Annotated in this window: 20 protein-coding genes; 11 read left to right on the top strand and 9 right to left on the bottom strand. The window is 75.2% G+C overall.

The window, feature by feature from the left end; genetic code table 11:
• The first annotated feature begins 8 nt into the window (after positions 1-8).
• The 6 genes from ACZ50K_RS33395 to ACZ50K_RS33370 all read left to right on the top strand — a co-directional run bounded on the left by ACZ50K_RS33395 (position 9) and on the right by ACZ50K_RS33370 (position 6,748).
• Positions 9-1,727 carry an FAD-dependent monooxygenase gene (locus ACZ50K_RS33395; RefSeq protein WP_468910236.1) on the top strand — a complete coding sequence of 573 codons (1,719 nt, stop codon included), beginning with the start codon at positions 9-11 and terminating at the stop codon, positions 1,725-1,727.
• A gap of 122 nt (positions 1,728-1,849) precedes the next feature.
• Positions 1,850-2,188, top strand: a complete 339-nt coding sequence (locus tag ACZ50K_RS33390) for a hypothetical protein (protein WP_468910233.1) — start codon at positions 1,850-1,852, stop codon at positions 2,186-2,188.
• Between the two features lie 109 nt (positions 2,189-2,297).
• Positions 2,298-2,471 carry a hypothetical protein gene (locus tag ACZ50K_RS33385; protein ID WP_468910230.1) on the top strand — a complete coding sequence of 58 codons (174 nt, stop codon included), beginning with the start codon at positions 2,298-2,300 and terminating at the stop codon, positions 2,469-2,471.
• 175 nt (positions 2,472-2,646) lie between these two features.
• Complete coding sequence (locus ACZ50K_RS33380; RefSeq protein WP_468910229.1) at positions 2,647-4,194, top strand: multicopper oxidase family protein; 1,548 nt, start codon at positions 2,647-2,649, stop codon at positions 4,192-4,194.
• A gap of 162 nt (positions 4,195-4,356) precedes the next feature.
• Positions 4,357-5,277: an alpha/beta fold hydrolase gene (locus ACZ50K_RS33375; RefSeq protein ID WP_468910227.1), complete on the top strand. Its 921-nt coding sequence runs from the start codon at positions 4,357-4,359 to the stop codon at positions 5,275-5,277.
• Positions 5,278-5,422: 145 nt separating this feature from the next.
• On the top strand, positions 5,423-6,748 hold the full coding sequence (locus ACZ50K_RS33370; protein WP_468910224.1) for a cytochrome P450: 1,326 nt from the start codon (positions 5,423-5,425) through the stop codon (positions 6,746-6,748).
• An 87-nt stretch (positions 6,749-6,835) separates the two neighbouring features.
• Here the strand turns inward: ACZ50K_RS33370 and ACZ50K_RS33365 are convergent, their stop codons facing one another.
• Positions 6,836-7,252, bottom strand: a complete 417-nt coding sequence (locus tag ACZ50K_RS33365; RefSeq protein WP_468910223.1) for an ATP-binding protein — start codon at positions 7,250-7,252, stop codon at positions 6,836-6,838.
• A gap of 606 nt (positions 7,253-7,858) precedes the next feature.
• Between ACZ50K_RS33365 and ACZ50K_RS33360 the strand changes: the two genes are divergently transcribed.
• Both ACZ50K_RS33360 and ACZ50K_RS33355 read left to right on the top strand, forming a co-directional pair.
• A complete protein-coding gene (locus tag ACZ50K_RS33360) occupies positions 7,859-9,154 on the top strand; it encodes a YcaO-like family protein (protein ID WP_468910221.1) in 1,296 nt (431 codons plus the stop codon).
• Between the two features lies 1 nt (position 9,155).
• Entirely contained in the window at positions 9,156-10,688 is a 1,533-nt protein-coding gene (locus ACZ50K_RS33355) for a TfuA-like protein (protein ID WP_468910219.1), read from the top strand.
• A 73-nt stretch (positions 10,689-10,761) separates the two neighbouring features.
• On the opposite strand, the gene ACZ50K_RS33350 is transcribed toward ACZ50K_RS33355, so the two are convergent.
• The 3 genes from ACZ50K_RS33350 to ACZ50K_RS33340 all read right to left on the bottom strand — a co-directional run bounded on the left by ACZ50K_RS33350 (position 10,762) and on the right by ACZ50K_RS33340 (position 12,893).
• Positions 10,762-10,938, bottom strand: coding sequence for a hypothetical protein (locus ACZ50K_RS33350; RefSeq protein WP_468910216.1), 177 nt, complete (start codon positions 10,936-10,938; stop codon positions 10,762-10,764).
• Between the two features lie 207 nt (positions 10,939-11,145).
• Positions 11,146-11,877 (bottom strand): aquaporin, encoded by a 732-nt coding sequence (locus ACZ50K_RS33345; protein ID WP_468910213.1) that lies wholly within the window; start codon positions 11,875-11,877, stop codon positions 11,146-11,148.
• 197 nt (positions 11,878-12,074) lie between these two features.
• Entirely contained in the window at positions 12,075-12,893 is an 819-nt protein-coding gene (locus ACZ50K_RS33340; protein ID WP_468910210.1) for a carbon-nitrogen family hydrolase, read from the bottom strand.
• 205 nt (positions 12,894-13,098) lie between these two features.
• On the opposite strand from ACZ50K_RS33340, the gene ACZ50K_RS33335 reads away from it, so the two are divergent.
• From ACZ50K_RS33335 to ACZ50K_RS33325, 3 genes are all read left to right on the top strand, one after another.
• Entirely contained in the window at positions 13,099-14,445 is a 1,347-nt protein-coding gene (locus tag ACZ50K_RS33335; protein WP_468910208.1) for an ATP-binding protein, read from the top strand.
• A complete protein-coding gene (locus tag ACZ50K_RS33330) occupies positions 14,442-15,095 on the top strand; it encodes a response regulator (RefSeq protein ID WP_468910205.1) in 654 nt (217 codons plus the stop codon). Before ACZ50K_RS33335 ends, ACZ50K_RS33330 begins: the two co-directional genes overlap by 4 nt.
• Positions 15,096-15,282: 187 nt before the next feature.
• A complete protein-coding gene (locus tag ACZ50K_RS33325) occupies positions 15,283-16,623 on the top strand; it encodes an aminotransferase class III-fold pyridoxal phosphate-dependent enzyme (RefSeq protein WP_468910202.1) in 1,341 nt (446 codons plus the stop codon).
• A 100-nt stretch (positions 16,624-16,723) separates the two neighbouring features.
• On the opposite strand, the gene ACZ50K_RS33320 is transcribed toward ACZ50K_RS33325, so the two are convergent.
• From ACZ50K_RS33320 to ACZ50K_RS33300, 5 genes are all read right to left on the bottom strand, one after another.
• Positions 16,724-16,915: a DUF2180 family protein gene (locus ACZ50K_RS33320; protein ID WP_468910200.1), complete on the bottom strand. Its 192-nt coding sequence runs from the start codon at positions 16,913-16,915 to the stop codon at positions 16,724-16,726.
• Positions 16,912-18,432 (bottom strand): aKG-HExxH-type peptide beta-hydroxylase, encoded by a 1,521-nt coding sequence (locus tag ACZ50K_RS33315; protein WP_468910198.1) that lies wholly within the window; start codon positions 18,430-18,432, stop codon positions 16,912-16,914. The genes ACZ50K_RS33320 and ACZ50K_RS33315 overlap by 4 nt, the downstream gene beginning before the upstream one ends.
• A gap of 78 nt (positions 18,433-18,510) precedes the next feature.
• Positions 18,511-18,642 carry a hypothetical protein gene (locus ACZ50K_RS33310; RefSeq protein WP_468910195.1) on the bottom strand — a complete coding sequence of 44 codons (132 nt, stop codon included), beginning with the start codon at positions 18,640-18,642 and terminating at the stop codon, positions 18,511-18,513.
• A gap of 216 nt (positions 18,643-18,858) precedes the next feature.
• Positions 18,859-19,725 (bottom strand): ABC transporter permease, encoded by an 867-nt coding sequence (locus ACZ50K_RS33305; protein WP_468910192.1) that lies wholly within the window; start codon positions 19,723-19,725, stop codon positions 18,859-18,861.
• Positions 19,722-20,810 (bottom strand): ABC transporter ATP-binding protein, encoded by a 1,089-nt coding sequence (locus tag ACZ50K_RS33300; protein WP_468910189.1) that lies wholly within the window; start codon positions 20,808-20,810, stop codon positions 19,722-19,724. The genes ACZ50K_RS33305 and ACZ50K_RS33300 overlap by 4 nt, the downstream gene beginning before the upstream one ends.
• Positions 20,811-20,850: the final 40 nt, after the last annotated feature.

Here is a 20,850-nt window from a genome sequence, read left to right as displayed (position 1 = left end):
CGCCCAGGATGAACGCCACGACGGACCACGGCCCGACCCCCGGTACCGCGGACGACCGGGGGCCGGGACCCGACCGGGTGCCGGCGCTGATCGCCGGCGGCAGCCTCAGCGGACTGTCGGCGGCGGTGCTGCTCGCCCACCACGGGGTGGACTGCCTGGTGGTGGAGCGGCGCTCCGGCACCGGCAGCCACCCCCGGTCCCGCGTCCTCACCGCCCGCTCCGGCGAGGTCTTCCGTTCCCTCGGTCTGAAGCCCGCCATCGACCGGGTGAGCAGCCGCCCCGGCGGATGGTTCTACGCGCACACCCTCGCCGACGCCGCCTACACCCGGCTCGACGAGCCCGGGGACCCGATCCGGTCGATCAGTCCGGCCGGCAGCCGGCTCTGCGACCAGAACCGTTTGGAACCGATCCTGCTGGCGGAGGCCCGCCGCCTGGGCGCGCGGGTGCTCCACGACCGCGAACTCACCGACTTCGTCCAGGACGCGGACGGGGTCACCGCCCGGATCCTCGACCGAGTGACCGGCCGCTCCCGCACCGTCCGGGCCTCCTATCTGCTCGCCGCCGACGGCACGCGCAGCCCCGTCCGGGAGGCCCTCGGCATCGGGCTGCACGGCCGCCGGGGCGAACCGCGTTTCCTCAGCACGGTGTTCGCCGCCGACCTCGACCCCGTCCTGCACGGCCGCCGTCCCACCGCCGTCGTCTTCCCCGGCCGGGAGGTGCTCTTCGCCCGCGGCACCCCGAGCGCGCCGCTGTGGGAGTACGGAATCCCCGACAGCCCCTTCGGCCCCGGAGCGGGCGAGGAGGAACTCGACCGCTTCGTCCGGGACCGGCTCCGCCGGGTCACCGGCCTGCCCGCCCTCGAACCGGACGTGCGCAGCGTGCTGAGCTGGGGAGCCTCCGCGGTGCTGGCCGAACGGTTCAGCGAGGGGCGGGTCTTCCTGCTGGGCGATGCCGCCCACACCATGCCCGTGATCGGCGGCCTCGGCGGCAACACCGGCATCCAGGACGCCCACAACCTGGCCTGGAAGCTGGCCGCGGTGCTGCACGGCGGCGCCGGCGCCGAGCTCCTGCACAGCTACGGCGTGGAGCGCGCCCGGGTGGCGGCCCACACGCTCTGGCACGTCCTGGCGACCGCCCGCGGGCTGCCGGAGGCCTTGGACCCGGAGGTCCTCCAGCTCGGCTACCGCTACCCCGACCCCACCGCGGGCCCCCGCCCCGGGCCCGACCACGCCCCCGCCCCTGACCCCGCCGACGGCCCGTGCGAGGACCCCTACCACCCCTCCGGGCGCCCCGGCGGCCGCGCCCCGCACCTGTGGCTGCCGTACGACCCTGACGGCGACGGCGACGGCGACGGTGACGGCGCCGCCCGCCGGATTTCGGTGCTCGACCTCTTCGGCGCCGGGTTCACCCTGCTCGCCGGACCGCTCGGGCAGCGCTGGCTGCCCGCCGCGACCGCCGCCGCGGCCGGCCTCGGCGCCGAGCTGGAGGCCTTCCGGATCGGAGGCCCGGACAGCACGCTGCGCGACCCCGGCCGGGTGTTCCCCGCCCGTTACGGCATCGGCCCCGAGGGAGCCACACTGGTCCGGCCCGACGGGTACATCGCCCGGAGCTGGCCGACGGCGCCCCGCACGGATGCCGCCCTGGAAGCCGCCGTGCGCGAGGCCCTGGAGCGCCCGGCAGCCCTCGCCCCGGTCAGCGCCCGAACGTCCGGACCGGTCGCGGCATGAGGCCGCTGCGCTCGTCCCGACGGTCCTCCGGTCGGATGAGGCCGCGGCGGGCGGCCCTCGCCTTCACTGGAGGCATCGGCGCCCGATGCGCCCCGCGTTCTGAGGTTTCGGAGGTACAGATCATGCGCAAGCCACGCGCTCTCACCGCTGCCGTACTGACCGTCGGTGCCGTGTCCCTCGCGGCCACCGCCTTCACGGCTCAGGCCACGACCGGTTCGCCGAACGGCTCGACGGCGAAGGCCGCCGGCATCAGCCGGCCGACCGGCGGAGGGAAGGCCCTCAAAGTGCCGACCGGCGGAGGGAAGGCCCTCAAACTGCCGGCCGGCGGAGGGAAGGCGATCGCCCTGTCGGCGAACGAGAAGGCCATCATGCTGCCGAGCGGCGCCAAGGCCATCGAGCTCGCCGGTACCCCGCTGCCGTCGACCGTGCTCAACCTGCCGTCCACGGTGTTCAAGACCTGACGCCCCGGTGCCGGACCGCGCGCCCCACAGGGGCGGAACCCCCACCGGTCCCCACCGGTCCCACCGATCCCCACCGCCCCGACCAGATCCGGGAGGAACCATGAACACCATGACCAGCCCGACCCCGACCGCCCCGGCCGCCACCGGCCGCGACCTCACCCTGACCCCGCTGCCCCACTGGCAGACGCTGGCGGATGCGGTCCTGCGCAAGGACGCCTGCGGCGCCCTGTGCGCCCACGGTTGCCTCACCCGGGCCGTCTCCGGCCCGGTACGGCGTTCCTGACACCGTCGTACAAACGCCGAACTCCGCGCCCGGGCCGTCAAGGTCCGGGCGCCGCCGTATGCGGGGGCTGGTCGGGCGAACTGCCCCCGAACTGCGGTCCTGTGCGCCGTACCGCGCCGTCAGGAGGTGGTATCTGGAGCGGGAACACCGGACACATCCCCCAAGGAGAGCCCTCATGCGGCCCCGACTCAAAGCGTTCTGGGCGACCGTCTTCCTGCTGGCCGTCTACTTCACCACGGCCCAAACCCCCCTCGCCGACGCGTCACTTGCCGCCAGCGGAGTGCGCGCGGACGGGAAGCCCCCGTCCACGTGGGGGCCCCGACTACAGGACCCGCCCGAAGTCGTGAGCCGCGGCGGGGTCCTGCGGGTCGCCCTCACGGTGGAACGCAAGCAGGTGCGGGTCGGGAACCAGATGCTGTACGCGCTGACGTACAACGGCCTCTACATGCCCCCCACGCTCCGGGCCCGGCCCGGCGACGTCATCGAGCTGCGGATGACGAACCTGGTGGACCAGGAGACCAACCTCCACCTGCACGGACTCCACGTCTCCCCGCGCCCGCCGGCCGACGACATCTTCATCGCCATCGTGTACGGGCAGACCCGCCACTACCGCTACACCCTGCCGAGGAGCATCACCCCGGGCACCTACTGGTACCACTCGCACGCCCACTTCTACTCGGCCGCGCAGGTGGCGGGCGGGCAGTCCGGCGTGCTCATCATCGACGACATCCGGCGCTATCTGCCGGACGATCTGAAGGACATCACCGAGCACACCATCGGACTGAAGGACGATCAGGTCGACGGCGACTCGATCAAGACCTCGCCGCTGAGCATGGGCGCCCCCACCAACCGGACCGTCAACGGGCAGCAGAACCCGGCGATCCACATGCGTCCGGGGGAGACCCAGCTGTGGCGGCTGGCCAACATCGGCGCCAACATCTACTACAAGGTCCACCTTCCCGGCTCCACGTTCCGCGTGATCGGCCAGGACGGCCACCCGGTGCACCGGGTGTACTCGGCGAGCAGCCTGGTCCTGGCCGCCGGCGCCCGGTTCGACGTGCTGGTCCAGGCGGGCAAGCCCGGGGCCGCGGTGCTGGAGACGCTGCCCTACAACACGGGACCGGCCGGCAACACGTTCCCGCAGGCGAACCTGGCCACGGTGGTGACCCAAGGGAAGCCGATGAAGCCGGCCCGGATCCCGTCCACCTTCGGCCCGGAGCCGGACCTCTCGCACGCGAAGATCGCCGCGCGCAAGACCATCACCTACACCGAGAACGCGGACGGGACCGTGTTCTACATCAACGGCAACACCTACGACCCGAACCGGATCGACTTCACCTCCCGGCTGAACACCGTCGAGGAGTGGACCGTCCGCAACGACACCGACGAGCAGCACTCCTTCCACGTGCACACCAACCAGTTCCAGCTGATGAGCGTCAACGGCAAGCCGGTGAGCCCGTCGCGCGGCTGGTACGACACGGTGACGGTGCCGGTCAGGGGCTCGATCGTGGTCCGCACCAAGTTCCTGGACTTCACCGGGAAGACGGTCCTGCACTGCCACATCCTCAACCACGAGAACGCGGGGATGATGGCCGTCCTGGACATCGTCCGCAACGGGACCCCGAGGCAGGCGCCGTCCGGCCCGGGCGCCGCGGGCCAGCCGTCCGCCGGTCACCCGTCGGGCCACGGGCACGGCATGCACGGCGTGCAGCACGGCGGCTGACGCGCCACCGGTAGTACCCGGGGGCTTCCCCGCGCTCGGGTCCTCCCGGGCGGGGTCCGGTCGGAGGACGCGGGCGGCGACCCGGCCGTGATGGGCTCGGCGGACGGGGCCTCCGCCCCGCCGACCCCACCGCGACCCCAAGGGCTTGCGACCCGAAAGGCGATGAGCGCGATGCCGCACGGATGGAACCCGCCGACGACCGACGGCAACGGCCCGCCGGACCTCCTCACCCGCATCCGGATCCCCGGTGCGGCCTCCCACACCCACACCGCCCTCGTCGCCGGACCGCCGGAAGGCGAGAAGGTCCTGCTGCTGCACGGATTCCCGCAGTTCGCCGAGTCCTGGTCGGCGCAGCTCACCGCGCTCGGCCGGGCCGGCTACCGCGCGATGGCCGTCGACCAGCGGGGCTACGCGCGCGGCGCACGGCCCAAGGGCGTGGGGGAGTACACCACCGACCTGCTCCTCGGCGACGTCCGCGCGTTCCTCCGGGCCTTCGCCGACGACGGGCCCTTCCATCTGGTCGGCCACGACTGGGGCGGTGTCCTCGCCTGGCACCTGGCCGCCGACCATCCGGACCTGCTGGCCTCCCTCACCGTCCTGTCCACCCCCCATCCCGTCGCCCTGTACGAGGCCATGCGCGACGACCCCGCCCAGGCCCGCAGCAGCGCGTACGTCCTGGAGTTCCGCAAGCCCGGCGGGGTCGCCGAGGCCGGACTGCTCGCGCACGACGCCGAGCGGCTGCGCGGACTCTACGGGGGCGCCCTCCCGCCCGGCCTCGTCGAGGCCTACGTCGCCCGGTTCGGCGAACCAGGGGCCCTGACCGCCGCCCTCAACTGGTACCGGGCGCGGCCGATGAACGGGGCCCCGCCGGTCGGCCCGGTCCAGGTGCCGACCCTGTACGTCTGGGGGGACCTGGACCCGGCACTGGGCCGCACCGCCGCGGAGGCCACCGGAGCCCGGGTCGAGGCCGAATACCGCTTCGAGGTACTGGCCGGCGCCGGCCACTGGCTCCCCGACGCGCACGCCGAGGCCGTCGAACCGCTGCTGCTGTCCCACCTGGCCGCCCACCCGGCCCGCCCCTGAAGGCCCGGCGTCCGGCCGGGAGGTCGTCCCAGGAGGGGGCCGGGTGGAGGACACCGCGAGGCTCCGGCGCTTCCTAGCGTGGAGGACGACCGCCCTCCATCCGCAAGGACCAAGGACCCCGCAACGCACAGGCAAGGACACCGCCGTGACCCGAACCGCCACGACCCAGAGCCTTCTCCGCCGGATCCTGGACCCGGCCAGCCGGCCCTGCCCCTACCCGCTGTACCGGGAGCTGCGCCGCACCCCGGTGCTCCACGAGGGCGACGGCCCGTACGTCATCAGCGGGTTCCGGGACATCGAACGGCTGCTGGGCGACCCGAGGATCAGCTCGGACGCCCGCAACCTGACCGCCCCGGCCGCCGATCCGCTCGCGGAGGCCGCCGAGGGCGCCGAGGGCCCGGAGGGCGGGAACGAGGCCGGCGGTGACCCCGGAGCCGACCCCGGAGGCACCCTCCCGCCCGGGTTCCTGCGTCTGGACCCGCCCGACCACGACCGGCTGCGCCGGATGACCAACCGGCCCTTCGGCCCGCCCCGGTCCCCGCACCGGGTGGACGGGATGAGGGAGGAACTGACCACCGTCGTGGACGGGCTCATCGACACCATCGCCCGTGACGGCGACCTCGAACACCTGGACCTCGTGCACGGGTTCGCCTACCCGTTCCCCGTCACCGTCATCTGCCGGGTGCTGGGGGTCCCCCGGGAGGACGAGGTGCGGTTCCACGGCTGGGCGGAGACCATTGCCGCGAGCCTCGACCCGGACCCGGACGAATCCGACCCGCACGCCAGGCACGCCGCCTCCCGGGAGGCCCGGCTCGCCCTCGGCGGATATCTGGCCGAGCTCATCGAGGAACGCCGCCGCAGGCCGGGCGAGGACATGATCTCCCAACTCGCCACAGCGGACGGCCCGGACGGCCCCATGAGCACGATGGAACTGCTCACCACCTCCGCGCTGCTGCTCGTGGCCGGCCACGAGACCACCGTCAACCTCATCACCAACGGTGTCCTCACCCTGCTGCGCCACCCCTGGGCCCTGGACCGGCTGCGCAAGGACCCCGGCTTCGCCGTGCCCCTGGTGGAGGAACTCCTGCGCTACGAACCGCCGGTCCAGCTGCTGCCGCACCGGACCCCGCTCGCGGACATCGAGGTCCGGGGCACCACGATCCCGCGCGGCTCCTCGATGTGGCTGGTGCTGGCCGCGGGCAACCGCGACCCGGAGCAGTTCGCCGACCCCGATCGCTTCGACCCCGACCGGCCCGGTCTGCGTCACCTCGGCCTCGGCAGCGGCATCCACAGCTGCTTCGGAGCCCCGCTGGCCCGGCTGGAGACCCAGATCGCGCTGTCCCGGATCGCCGCCCGGCTCGAAGCCCCCCGACTGCTCGCCGACCCGCCGCCCTACCGCGCCAACGCGGTCCTGCGCGGTCCGCGCAGCCTTCCCGTCGCCTGCGCGGGCGTCCGCCCCCGAGTCAGCTGAGCCGGTGGCCGAAGGGTGGGCGGGGACACGGACCCTGGTCCGTGTCCCCGCCCACCCTTCGGGGCATGCGCTTCAGGAGGACGTGGCTCAGGAACCGGTCGCGAAGTCCGACCAGACGGACTTGCCGCCGCCGAACGCCCGGTTCTCGAAGCCCCAGGCGCTGGCCAGGGAGGCCACGATCGCCATGCCGCGGCCACTGGTGGCCTCCTGGGACTCCGGCCGCACCCGGGGCGCCCGCAGCGGGTCCTCGTCCTCGACCTCGACGCGCACGTGCGTGTCGTCGGCGTCGATCCGCAGCAGGAACACCCCCCGCCCGGTGCCGGCCCGGGTGCCGTGCTCGACGGCGTTGGAGGCGAGCTCGGAGACGCACAGCCGGATGTCGTCGGCGCGCCCGTCCAGGTGCCAGGCGGTCAGGGTCCGCAGGGTGAAGGAGCGCGCCTCGGCGACGGACTCCGGTACGGCGGTGAAGGCGTGCTCGGCGTGTTCGTGCCTGGTCGTGCGCATGGGGATCACATCCGGTCGCGGCCGCGGGCAGGAGGGGCGGCCGGCACACGGCGTACGGGGCGGGGGCTTCTTCCCCCGCGCGTTCCGGTGCTCTCGGCCTCGTACATGCCGTCCAGTGCGCCACACCCGGGGCCCCGGGCGTGTCCTCCGGTCGGTCGACGCACCGGGCCACCGCCACCGCCGCCGCCACCACCGCCACCGGGAGCGGGCCGTCCGCGTCCGCCCGTCGGCCGGGCCCGGAGCGCGGTCGTCGTCCCGTTCCTCCGTCCGGACGACAACGGCCCCGGGGCCCGGCTGCTGGACTGGCGGCAGCACACGGACGAACGGTCCGTGGAGCGATGGCAACCGCCGCACGCACGACGTGTCCGAAAGGAAATGCGCCATGACCCTCTCCCAGGAGCTCGCCCTCGCCCTCGACGCCGAGTTCGGTGCCTGCCACGCCGGGACGCTGTCGGAGTAGCGGGCACCGGGGCGGAGACCGACGGGCGGCCATCGCTCCGGTCTCCGACCACCCGACCACCGGGGTTCCCCGCGCCGGCCTCCTGGCGCAGGGAACCCCGGTTTCCGTTTTCCCCGACCCCCGAAACCCCCAGGACGGCCCGCCGAATGATCCGCACCAGCCCGCCCGCCCCCGCACCCGCCACATCCACCGCACTCACCACATCCACCGCACCCGGCACATCCGTGGTGCTCGCCGCGCCCGTTCCCGTACCGTGCGCCCGCGCCCTGAGCGTGGAGCGCCTCGGCACCCATCGGGCCGTCCCGGCCGAGGAGACCTGGCGCCGACTGGAGCCGCTGCTCCCCGGGGCGGGCATCACCCGGGTCGCCGACCTGACCCGGCTCGACGACATCGGCCTGCCGGTCTGGCAGGCCGTCCGGCCGAACTCCTTCGGTCTCGCCGTCGCCCAGGGCAAGGGTCTCAGCCACCGCCTCGCACGCGTCTCGGCCGCCATGGAGGCCTACGAGTGCCACGCCGCCGAACTCCCCCGGCCGGACGCGATCACCGCCGACCCGGCCGAGCTCGCCGGGCAGCTGACCTACGACCCCGCCGATCTCGCCGCCGACGCCCACCGCGGGCCCCGCGCGGGAGCGGCGGTCAGGTGGTGCCCGGCCGAGGACCTGACCGGCGGGGGCACCACCTGGGTGCCGGTCACCGCCGTCACCCTGGACATTCGGGTCCGGCCCGACTGGACCCCGGACGCCTTCGCGGCCGTCACCAGCAACGGACTGGCCGGCGGCAACACCCGCACCGAGGCGACCCTGCACGCCCTCCTGGAAGTGGTCGAGCGCCACGAGCTGGCCCGTACCGCCCGTACCGCCCGAGCCGCCCGCACCGCCCGCGCCGACGCCGGAAGCGGGCTCCGGACCGCCGCCGTAGCCGTCCGGCCGGGCCGGTCCGGTGCGGCGGCCGCCGTGCTGCGGCACTGCGCCGGGGCCGGAGCGGTGGTCGAGGTGGCGGACCGTACCGGCCCCTGGGGCGTGCCCACCTTCGCCGCCCGCCTGTGGTCGCCCAGCGTGCCCAGCTGGTTCTCCGGCTCCGGCACCCACCAGGACGCGGACGTGGCCCTGTCCCGGGCGGTCACCGAGGCCGTCCAGTCCCGGCTGACCGCCGTCGCCGGCGCCCGCGACGACCTGCCCTTCATCACCCACACCCCCGTGGCCGCCCACCCGGCCGGCCCCGACGCCCCGGACAGCGACGACCTGGTGGCCCGCCACCAGGAGCCGCCCGGACCCGAGCCCGCAGGCCGGGACCTGGACACCGACCTCGGGTCCCTGCTGGACCTCCTGGCCGCCGCGGGCCACCGGGTCCTGCGCGTGGACCTCACCCCCGAAGGCTCCCCGCTGCCGGTGGTGCGCGTGATCGTGCCCGGCCTCCTCTTCGACCACAAGGCGGTGGACTGACATGCCCGCTCCCGACCGAATCCGTACCGTCGTCACCGCCGGACCGACCCTGTCCGCGGCCGAGATCCACCACCGACTGCCCGGGGCGGAAGTCCGGCCCCCGGTGGCCGCGGACCGGGTGCTGCGCTGGGGCCTGCGCCCGGGCGACCGGCTGCTGATCGTCGACGGACTGTTCCTGCACTCCCGGGCCGTACGCCACAAGGAACTGCTCGCCCTGATCGACACGGGCGTCGAGGTCTGCGGCGCCGCCAGCATGGGCGCCCTGCGCGCCGCCGAACTCGCCCCCTTCGGGATGACCGGCATCGGATCGGTCTTCCGCGCCTACCGGGACGGGGAGCTCGTCGGCGACGACGAGGTGGCCCTGCTGCACGCCGACGCGGACGCCGGTCACCGGGCGCTGAGCTGGGCCCTGGTCGACCTCCGGTACGCGACGGACCACGCCCGCCGGGCCGGGATCATCGGCCCCGGGACGGCCGGGCTGATCGTGTCCACGGCGGCGGAACTGCCCTTCACCGGGCGCGACAGCGCCACCATCCTCGCGGCGGCCCGGGAACGGGGCGCGGACCCGGCCGAACTCCACGCCTTCCGGGCCCGCTACGGGCCCGGCGGACCGGGCATCAAGCGGCGCGACGCCCTGACGGCCCTGCGCCACCTGGCCCGCACCGCCCCCGCCCCCGCCCCCGCCGCCTGCCGCTCGGCCGGTCCGGCGGGGACGCCGCGCGGGCGGCTCACCTACCGGGGGACCCCGACCCCGCTGGCCGAGACGGTCCACCTCCGCTCCTGGCGTCTGACCGAGCTGCCGCCGGACTGCCTCCCCGAGCCGCAGCGGGGCGATGCCCCGCTCGGCTGCGAGGAGGTGCTGGAGGCCATGGCCCTGACCTGGCCCGGCTTCCCGGAAGCCCTCCGCGACATCGCCGCCGCCCACCTGCTGACCACGGCCACTCCCGTGCCGACGGCCACGGCCACGGCACGGGTCTCGGAACCGGCGGGAGCAGGGGTCGCCCCCGGGGCCGGTGGGGAATCGGCGGTCGCCGACTCGGGTTGGGACGCGCTGGCCCGGGCGTTGTCCCCGCGGCTGGCGGGGCTCGGGCTGCCGGCGGACGCGGCGGCCGCGCGGCCCTACGAGGCCCTGCTGCGGCCCCGCGAGCGGGAACTGCCCTGGGCGCAGGCCGGCCCGCTGCTGGCCACCCGGCTGTGGCGGACCACCGCCCTGCTGGACTGGGCCACCCCCGCCGTCGCCGCCCTGCGGGGCCACCCGGCCTTCGCCGCCACCGCCGGGGCCCTGGCCCGCGCTGCCGAAGCCGAGGCCGAGGCCGGGGCGGCCCCGGTGGACGGGGCGGAGGAGCAGCGCCGTACCCGGGCGCAGTGCGACCGGATCCTCGGCAGCTGGGGGGTCACCAGCACCGAGGAGCTGCTGCCGGCCCTCCGGGAACGCGGCTTCCTGGACCTCGGCGGCCTCGTCCACGCCGTACGCGCCCGGCTGACCCTCCTCGACCGGCCCGCCCCCCACTCCCGGGGCCCGGCCACCAGCTGATCCCCTCGGCGCACACACGAGCGCACGGGCCGTGCGGGCAGGAAGCCCGCACGGCCCGTGCGCTCGCAGCCGTCTAGACGGCCGATCGGCGCGGGGCCGCCGTGTGGTTCCGCGCGGCGCAGCCGCAGTTGGGGCTGTAACAGAGCCGCTTGTCGCCGGCCGGCCGGCGGTCTCCGGCGAGGAGTTCCCAGCGGAGCGGTACCTGCGGGGCGGGGACCGCGCTGTTCGGGCTGAGCATCAGGGAGGACATGGCCGACTCCTCGGGGATTCGAGGGACGGGCGCCCGGTCGGACGTCCACCCCCCATCGTGCGGGCGACCGGGCCCCCGGCCTGTCCTCCATAAGGTCCGCATCGGGACGACAGCCCCGCGGACCGCCCCGGGAGCGGATACGGCTCACCCGCCGCCCGGGGAGGGGGCGGCGGGTGAGCCGGAGCGGGGCGGTCGGGCGGGGACGCCTCAGGCGGCGCCCACCGGGGCGGAGCCCAGGGACGGCAGCTGCACCACGGCGCGCGGAACCGGGTGGATCAGTCGGTCGATGCCGGCCGCGAGCGCACCGCCCACCAGCGGGGCCAGCAGGAACAGCCACAGCTGCGACAGGGCCGGGCCGCCGGCGAACAGGGCCGGTCCCAGACTGCGGGCGGGGTTCACCCCGCAGCCGGTCAGCGGCAGACCCACCAGCACCAGCGTGGTCAGGGTCAGCCCGATGGCCGCGCCCCCGGCACCCGGTGCCGGGCTGCGCCGGGTGACGCCCAGCACCACCAGCACCAGCAGCATCGTCAGTACGGCCTCGGCGAGGAAGGCGCCGGCCCCGTTGATGCCCACCGCGGAGCGGGCGCCCCAGCCGTTGGAGCCGAAGGCCCCGTGCACCGCGAAGCCCGGTATGGCCAGGACCAGCGCGTAGAGCACGCCCGCGCCGACCACACCGCCCGCACACTGCGCGAGGGCGTAGCGGACGGCCGTACGGGGATCGATCCGCCGGGCCAGCATCAGCCCGAAGGTCACCGCCGGGTTGAGATGGGCCCCGGAGACCGGGCCCAGCGCGTAGGCCAGGGCCATCAGCACCAGGCCGAAGACGAGGGCGATGCCGACCGGACCGATCAGCGGCCCGCCGATGGCGGCGGCCGCCACACCGAAGAAGACGAGCAGGGCGGTGCCGGTGAACTCGGCGGCGATGGCGCGGTTGTTCATGGTGCGTGCTCCCGGTTCAAAGGGATCGTTCTCGGGTGGAGGGGGTGGAGGGGGTGGAGGGGGTGGAGGGGGTGGAGGGGGTGGAGGGGGTGGAGGGGGTGCCGAGGGCACTCCCCCTGAGACTGTGCCGGAGGGGGCCGCCCGGCCGCGTCCTCCGGCAGGTCGGACCGGGGAACCGGACAGCGTCCCCCGCCCCGTCATCCGAACGCAGGACCCGCCGGCACCGGCACCGGCACCGGAATGCCCAGCACCCGGTCCCGGAGCACGGGCAGATCCGCGCGCACCCGGTCCACCTGGCCCGGCTCCACCTCGGCCGTCAGGACCTCCTCGTCCTCCCCGGCCTCGGCGAGGACCACGCCCCACGGGTCGACGACCATGCTGTGCCCGGCCTGCCGGACCCCGCCGTGCTCGCCCGCCGCGACACAGGACAGGACGAAACACTGCTCCTCGACGGCCCGGGCGCGGACGAACAGCCGCAGATGCTCCAACCGTCCGGCCGGCCAGGCCGCCGGAACCACCAGGAACCGCGCCCCGGCGTCCAGCAGGGCCCGGAAGAGCTCCGGGAAGCGCAGGTCGTAGCAGGTGGCCAGGCCCACCGTGCCGAAGTCCGCGGGAACCGTCACGATGTGCTCCCCGGCCCCCATCAGCGCCGCCTCACCGGTGTCGAAGCCATACCGGTGGATCTTGCGGTAGTGCCCCCGGAGCACTCCGTCCGGCCCGAACAGCAGGGCGGTGTTGTAGAGGGTGCCGTCCCCGGCCCGCTCCACGATGGTCCCGGCGTGCAGCCAGACGGACGCCTCCCGGGCCGCCCGCGACATCGCGCGGGCGGTCGGCCCGTCCAGCGGCTCGGCGTCCCGGGCCCACCCGGCGTGGTTCCAGGCGCCGGCGGCCCACCCCTCGGGCAGCACCACCAGGTCGTCCCCGGCCCGGGCCCGCACCAGCTCGGCCGCCCGGCGGCGGCGGTCCGGCGGGCCCTCGGTGTCGTCGACGCGGAGCTGGATCAGTGCGACGCGCATGGCGTCCTCCTCTCGGACCGCGCACGCTCGCGGGGGGATGCCGGAGCTCGCGGGGGCGCCAGAGTAGGAGCCGGGCGCACGGCGGCGGACCACCCGTCCGGGCCGTCCACCGGCCCCTGCCGGATCAGCCGCCCCGCGCCCGTTCGGAGGACGCCCACCCGCTCCGGCCGGGCCCGATCCGACAGGGGCGGCCTAAACTGGGACGGTGCACCAGGACGGCAGCGCGGACGCCGGACCACGTGCCGCCGGACCCCGTGCGGCCGGACCCGGCTGGCCACCGGGCGACCCCGGAGCGGCCGGCGCCGACGCGGTCACGGCCATCTACCTCGACTTCGACGGGCAGGCGCAGCGCCTGCGCAGCCTCCTGCGGCTCGCCCTGGTGGGCGTCATGGCCCTGGTCGCCTGGGCCGGCACCCCCTCCGGCCAGTGGCCCGCCCAGTTCGCCCTGGTCGGCGCGTACGGGCTGCTCTCCCTGTTCGCCTGGTGGATGTGGCGGCACCGCCCCGGCCGGGCCCGCCGCATCCGCGAGACCACCCCGATGGCCATCGCCGACGTCGCGGCCGTCTGCGGACTCCAGTTCCTGTCCATCGGCAGCTACCTCTCCCTCGGGCTGCTGGCCTTCCTGCCGTTCTTCACCGCCACCCACCCGGGCCGCCGGGCCCTGCTGCTGTCGCTCGCGGCCATCCTCGGCGGCGGCTCCGTCCTCGCCGACCCCGCCTTCCGGGAACAGCTCGGCAACGGCCGGGGCCTGGCCGTCCTCGCCATGCTGGCGCTCCTGTGCGTGGTCGCCATCGCCGTGTCCCGGGTCCAGGAACGCCGGCTCGCACGCGTGGCCGCACTCACGATCAGCCGTTCCGTGCTGCTCCAGGACGTGGTGTCCGCGGAGAGCCGCGAGCGCCGCGCCGTCGCCGAATCCGTGCACGACGGCCCGCTCCAGACCGTCCTGGCCATCCGCCAGGACCTCGGCCAGGCACGCAAGGCCCCCGACGGCCGCCCCGCCCTCGTCGACCGGGCGTACGACCTGCTCGCCGAGGTCGAGCGGGAACTCCGCCAGGTCAGCGTCACCCTCCACCCCTCGGTACTGGAGGAGGCCGGCCTGGCCGCCGGAGTGCGCACCCTCGCCGAGACCGCCGCCGAACGGGCCGAGCTGACCGTGGACTACGACCTGGAACGCATCCGGCCGGCCGGCCCCGCGGACGCCCTGCTCTTCGGCACCGCCCGGGAGCTCCTCAACAACGTGGTCCGTCACGCCCGGGCCCGCCACGTCCGCGTGGGGCTGCGGGAGACCCGTGCAGCGGTGATCCTGGAAGTGCAGGACGACGGCGTCGGCGTGGACCCGGACCTGCTCTCCGGCCGGCTCGCCGAGGGCCACATCGGAATGGCCTCGCAACGCGCCCGGATCGAGGCCCTGGGAGGACGCATGGAGCTGCTCCCCGTGGAACGGGGCACCTGGGTACGGGTCACCGTGCCCGTGGACCATGACCGGCCCGACCGGCCGGACCCGGACGGCACCCCCGCCGGGCCCGCAGGCCCCGACGGGGAGGCACCATGACGGCGTACGGGCAGAAGGAGCGGGTGCGCGTGGTGGTCGGCGACGACCATCCCGTCTACCGCGAAGGCATCGTCTCCGCCCTCACCGGCAGCGGACGCATCGAGGTCGTCGCCGCGGTCGGCGACGGCCGCACCGCACTGGAGGCCATCCGCGAGCACCTGCCCGCGGTGGCCCTGCTCGACTACCGGATGCCGGAACTCGACGGACTGGAAGTGGCGCACGCGGTCGCCCGGGACGAGCTCGGAACCCGGGTGCTGCTGCTGTCCGCGACCACCGAGAGCGACGTCGTCTACCGCGCCGTGCAGGAGGGCGCCGCCGGATACCTCTCCAAGGGCTCCGACCGGGACGACATCGTGGCGGCCGTCATCGCCTGCGCCAAGGGCGAGAGCGTACTGCCGCCCGAACTGGTCACCGGCCTCGCCTCCGAGGTGCGCTCGCGCGCCCGGTCGGAGGAACCGCTGCTCAGCGCCCGCGAACGACAGGTCCTCCAGATGATCGCGCAGGGTCTGTCGGTCCCCGACATGGCCAAGGAGCTGTACCTCGCCCCGACCACCGTCAAGACGCACCTGCGCCGGCTCTACGAGAAGCTCGGCGTGTCCGACCGGGGCGCGGCCGTCGCCAAGGCCATGCGGACCCACCTCCTCGAATGACGACGGCCGCCCGGCCGCGGACCGCCCGCCCGGCCGTCGTCCTGGGCGTCACTCGAACGCATGACGGGGGGTCCACGGCCCCGCGCCTACGGTGAACGCGTCCCCGCACGCGCGACCCGAGGAGGCGCACCATGGTGCCGAACCCCCCACTGCCGGCCGGGCCCCACCGCACGGAGAGGGGCCTGCCGTGACCGCCACCGTCTCGGACCGGGACACCAGCTGCCCGGTCCTGCTCCCCAACGCGTTCGTCGGACGGTCCCCGGCCGACCGGCTGTGCCTCGTCCGCGGTCGCGGAGCGGTGGTGTGGGACAGTGCGGGCCGGGCGCTGATCGACACCCTCGCCGGCCTCGGCCAGTGCGCCGTCGGCTACGGCCGCGAGGAACTCGCCGAAGCCGCCGCCGCCCAGATGCGCGAGCTGATGGCGTATCCGCTGCACGCAGGGCCGGTCAACGAACCGGCCCTGCTGCTGGCCCGCAGGCTCGCGGCGCTGTCGCCCGCCCCCGGCAGCCGGGTCTCCTTCACCTCCTCGGGAAGCGAGGGCACCGAGACCGCGCTCAAGCTGGTCCGGCTCGCGCACTTCCACCACAGCGGACGGCACCGGCCGTACGTGCTGGCCCTCGACGGCTCCTACCACGGTGCCACGGCCGGCGCCCTCGCCGTCACCGCACGCGAGGAGGTGCACCGGGGACTGGGCACCGACTCCGCCCGGTACACGATCCGGCTCACCCGCCCCGACCCGGCCGCCCTCGGCCCTGACCCGGTCCCCGGGCTGATGGCCGAGCTGGAGGAGGGCATCCGATCCGTCGGGGCCTCCCGGATCGGCGCGATGATCGGCGAGCCGGTCATGGGGGTCGCGGGCAACGTGGTCCCGCCGCCCGGCTACTGGTCCGCCGTCCGGCAGGTCCTGGACGCCCACGGCATCCTGCTCGTCGCCGACGAGGTGGCGACCGGATACGGGCGCACCGGCGACTGGTTCGCCTCGCCGGGCCTGGGTCTGGAACCCGATATCGTGGTCACCGCCAAAGCCCTGACCAGCGGATACATCCCGATGGGGGCGGTCCTGACCGGGCGCCGGGTCCTCGGCATGCTGGAGGGTTTCCCGCTGCGGCACGGATTCACCGCCAGCGGGCACGCCACCGCGGCGGCCGTCGCCCTGGCCAACCTGGACATCATCGAACAGGAGGGTCTGGCCACCCGGGCCGCCGAGACCGGGGCCCGGATGCTGGAGGCGCTGCGGCCGCTGGAGGAACTGCCCTGGGTCCGGACGGTCCGGGGCCGGGGCCTGATGCTCGCCGTGGTCCTGACCGACGACCCGGCCGTCGCCGAACGGGCCCGCGCGATCCCCGCCCGGGCCGCCGAGGCGGGCGTCCTGGTCCCGAACGTCTTCGGACTGGTCCGGCTGACCCCGCCGCTGGTGCTCACGGACGGCCAGGCGGAACGGATCGTGGACGTGGTGACCGCCGAGGTCCGCCGGCTCGGCGGGCACCACGTGCCCCCGGCGGCCGGGCCCCGCATCCCCTGCCCCTGAGGGGTCGGCTCGGGCCGAGGGATCGGCTCGGGCGCCGACCGTATGGGTGACCCCCCGCTCCTCCTCGGAGTGGGGGGTCACCCATACGGCCGGCGCCGGATCAGGAACGGCAACCGGCGCAGTGGACGGCCGTCACCGTGTGGACCCGGCTGGTGCCGAGCCCCATCGCGACGGTCCGTTCCCGGCGGACCAGGCGCAGGTGCTCCCCGCAGACGGCGGCACCGCAGGAGCGGCACACGCCCTCGGCGGGCCGGGCGAGGGCGGTCTCGGCGCGGCAGCTCAGGCAGTTCATCGCAGGGCTCCTTCCAGCACGGCGCCGTGTTCCGCGGAGTGCGAGCGCCCCGCACGGTCCGCCGCGGCGTCGCGGTCGGCGGCCGGGGTGATCAGACCGGCCCGCAGCAGCGCGGCCAGGGCCCGGCCCGGTCCCGCCGGGTCGTCCGGAACCGCCCGGCGGTATTCGGCCTCCAGCCGCTCCGGGGACCGGCCGTCGCAGAGCGCGTAGACCAGCCAGGCGCGGGAGTTGAGCCAGTGCATGCGGTGGGTGGCCGGTGCGGCCGCCAGCAGCAGCCCCTGGTCCTCCAGCGGCAGCCCCGTCACCGGACGGCACTGCCGGTACGCGACGGCCGGCGCCGGCTCCTCGGGGGCCTCCCACTCCGAGGTCCCGGGGACGGCCGCGGCGGGCCGCGCCGCACCGGGCAGCAGCGGCTCCAGGGCGTCCAGCATCCAGCCCACCAGGGCGCGGCCGTCGGGAGTCAGCGCGTCCGGGTGCGCCTCCAGCGCCTGCCGCGCCAGATAGCGGGTGCGTTCCTCGCTGGTGGTGTGCGTACCGTCGGCGGCGGCCGCACTGCCCGGGGTCACCATGCCGACGGAGTCGGCGGCCGGGGGTTCTCCGTAGCGGCGGCGCAGGTCGGCGGGGGCCTCGGCGGCGGCCGCGAAGAACAGCACCATGTGGCCGTAGACGTGCAGGGAGCTGTACACCCGGCGCAGGTTCCAGTCGACCACCCGCCAGGGCGGGACGCCCGTCATCCGCCCGATGTCGGACACCAGTGCGCCGGTGCGCATGATGTCGAACATCTTGAGGTGCAGGGACTCGTGGAACAGCAGCTCGGCCACCTTCCACGGGTCGCCGAGGGCTCCCGGGGAGAGGAACAGCGCGGACGGCAGCCGGTCGCCGCAGGCGAAGGAGTGCACGCTGCCGTCCTCGTCCTCGCCCTCGGCGAAGCCGATGAGCGAGACGTGCCGCAGTGCGCCGGCCCCGCTGTACGGGAGGAGTTCGGCCAGCAGCCGGGCCCCGCGGGCGAGCGCCTGCAGGGTCTCGGCGTCGGGGACCACCCTGCGGTCGGCGCCCATCTCCTCGAAGACGTCGTCGCGCCGCCGGCCCAGCGCGGTCAGCAGCGCATGGTCCTCCTCGGGCAGGGTGGAGGTCCAGGTCCAGGCCGGACCGAGGTGCGGCCAGGGCTGGTGGCGCACGTCCATCAGCGCCTCGCAGGGCCCCAGTTCACGCTCGCGCGGGTCCGTCTGGCGCAGCATCAGGGCCAGGGTGCTGGGGTCCTCGGGCCGGACCGACATCAGGTTGAGGTCGCGTTCGAAGGCGTTGCGGAGCACCGGGTCGTACAGCACGCGGCGCAGGGCGTCGTCCGAGAGCTCTTCGAGGCGGCGGAACTCTGCCTCGGAGGAGACGTGGTGGCGGCCGAGGAGCCGCAGTCCGACGCGGAACCGGGCCGTGTTGCGGGCCGCGATGGCGTCGGCGGAGCCGAACCGGGGATCGGAGCCGAGCAGCCGGTCGATCTCGGCACAGGTGCGCTGCATGCGATTCACCTCGCAGTGTGGGGGAGTGGGGTGGGGGTGCGAGGCGGGGCGGGCCGGCGGGCCCGCCCCGCGGGGGTTCTAGCGGGCGGTCGCCGCCGGGGCCACCAGCGGCGGGATCCAGTCCCGCTCCTCGGCCAGGTCGGCGCTCACCTCGGGAGCGGAGTGGGCCGGCAGGACCAGGCGGGGCGGTGCGATGTGTGAGGTCGGCATGAGGCGTCCTTCCATCGGGCGGCGGGGTTCGCCGCGGTACGCCCACGCTAGGAAGGAGAGCCCACCGGTCCGGTCATCCGTTCGGTCCTCTGCCGGGACGACCCGGGGAGGCCCCGATCGGGGCACGGCCGGGCCGCGGCCCGCCGGGGGCGGAGCCGCGGTCCGGCACGGGTCGGGCATGCGTCGGCCGTGTGGCAGCCGAGGGTCAGCCGCGGGTCAGCCGCGGCGGAACGCCCGGGAGGCCGCCCACAGCATGGCCGTGCCGGACACGAGGACCAGCAGCAGTTCCAGCCAGACGGGCACCAGATAGCCGCCCCAGGTCACCCCGGGGGCCGCGGTCGTCGCGCCGACCGCGCCGAGCACCGCCCGGCGGATCGGGTCCACCGCGTAGGTGAGCGGGTCGAAGCGGGTGGCCACGGCCAGCCAGCCGGGCAGCCGGGAGAGCGGGAACAGCGCCCCGGACAGGAAGAACAGCGGCTGGACCACCATCTGGGTCAGCGCCATGAACGACTGCACCGAACGCATCCGCGCCGCCACCAGCACCCCGAAGCAGGCGAAGACGAAGGCCAGGAGGGCCATGCAGCCGAGGAGCTCCAGCATCAGCGGCAGCTCGTAGGGGACCCCCACCGCGCCGGCCAGCGCGAGCACGATCGTGCCCTGGAAGAGGCCCGTGGTCATGCCGCCCAGGCACTTGCCCGCCACCACCGCGGTCCGGCTCACCGGAGCCACCAGCATCTCCCGCAGGAACCCGAACTCCCGGTCCCACACGATCGAGGAGGCCGCGCCGATGGAGGCGAACACCACCGGCATGGCGAGCGCGCCCGCGTAGACGAAGGTCTGGTACGGCACCCCGTACGCGGACCGGGTCAGCGAACCGAGCCCGCCGCCCAGGGCGAACAGGAACAGCAGCGGCTGGAGCATCGCGGTGGCCACCCGGACCGGTTCGGCCAGCAGCCGGAGCAGGTCACGGTGCCAGACCACGCACACGGTCCGCAGATGGGCGCGCGCGCCCGTCACGGGAGGCCGGGTGAAGGCGGCCGGGGGTGCGGGCGCCGGCAGCAGGCGCAGACCGATCGCGCTCATCGCGACCCCCTCCGGTGCGCGGCCCACTCGGCCCGTTCGGTACGGCCCGGGCCTCCGTCCTCGGCGGGCTCCCCGCCGGGGCGGGCGGTCCAGGACAGGAACACGTCGTCCAGGGTCGGCCGGGTCAGCTCCATGGACCGGACGGGTACGCCGAGCCCGCAGGCGAGCCGGGGCAGGAACGCCGCCCCGTCCGGCACCGGCACGGCCACCGTGCCGTCCCGGCGGTCGAGGATCCGGCCGGACAGGCCGAACCGGGTGCTCAGGGCGGCCACGGCGGCCTCCGCGTCGGCGGCCCGGGTGGTGGCGAACCTGATCGTGTCCGCACCCGTGCGGGCCTTCAGCTCGGCCGGGGTGCCCAGGGCCACGACCACCCCCCTGTCCATGATCGCGATGCGGTCGCAGACCTCGGCCTCGTCCAGGTAGTGGGTGGTCATGAAGACGGTGACGCCCTCGGTCCGGCGCAGTTCGCGGATGCAGTCCCAGAGGCGGCGGCGGGTCTGCGGATCGAGCCCGACGGTGGGTTCGTCGAGGAACAGCACCCGCGGCGCGTGCAGCAGGCCGCGCGCGATCTCCACGCGCCGCCGCATGCCCCCGGACAGCTCCTTCACCTTGGCGCGCCGCCGGTCGGTCAGTTCCACCAGCTCCAGGACGTGGTCCACGCGCGGGCCGACGGCCGCCCGGGGCATCCCGTACATCCGCGCGTGGAAGCGGAGGTTGCGTTCCACGGTCAGCTGCGAGTCCAGGGTGGACTCCTGGAAGACCAGGCCGATCCGGCGCCGGGTCTCGTCCCGTTCGCGGACGATGTCGTGACCGGCCACGGTCGCGCTCCCGGAGGTCGGCTCCACCAGGGTGCACAGCATGCCGATGGTGGTCGACTTGCCGGCCCCGTTGGGGCCGAGGAACCCGTAGATCTCCCCGGGGCGCACGCTGAGGTCCACCCCGCGCACGGCCTCGATGTCCCCGTAGGCCTTGCGCAGGCCGCGCGCCTCGACGGCGTACGCCGGGGGCGGGCCGGGGAGCCCGGGCGACGGTGCGGGCGGTGCCGGAGGCGGCGACGGGCGGAGGAACGAGGGGGCGATGCTCACGGTGGGCTCCTCGGATCGGTGGGGCGCCGGCCGGCCGGGG

This window comes from Streptomyces sp. NPDC033845, assembly GCF_055576225.1.
This window is presented reverse-complemented; position numbering and strand designations above follow the sequence as displayed.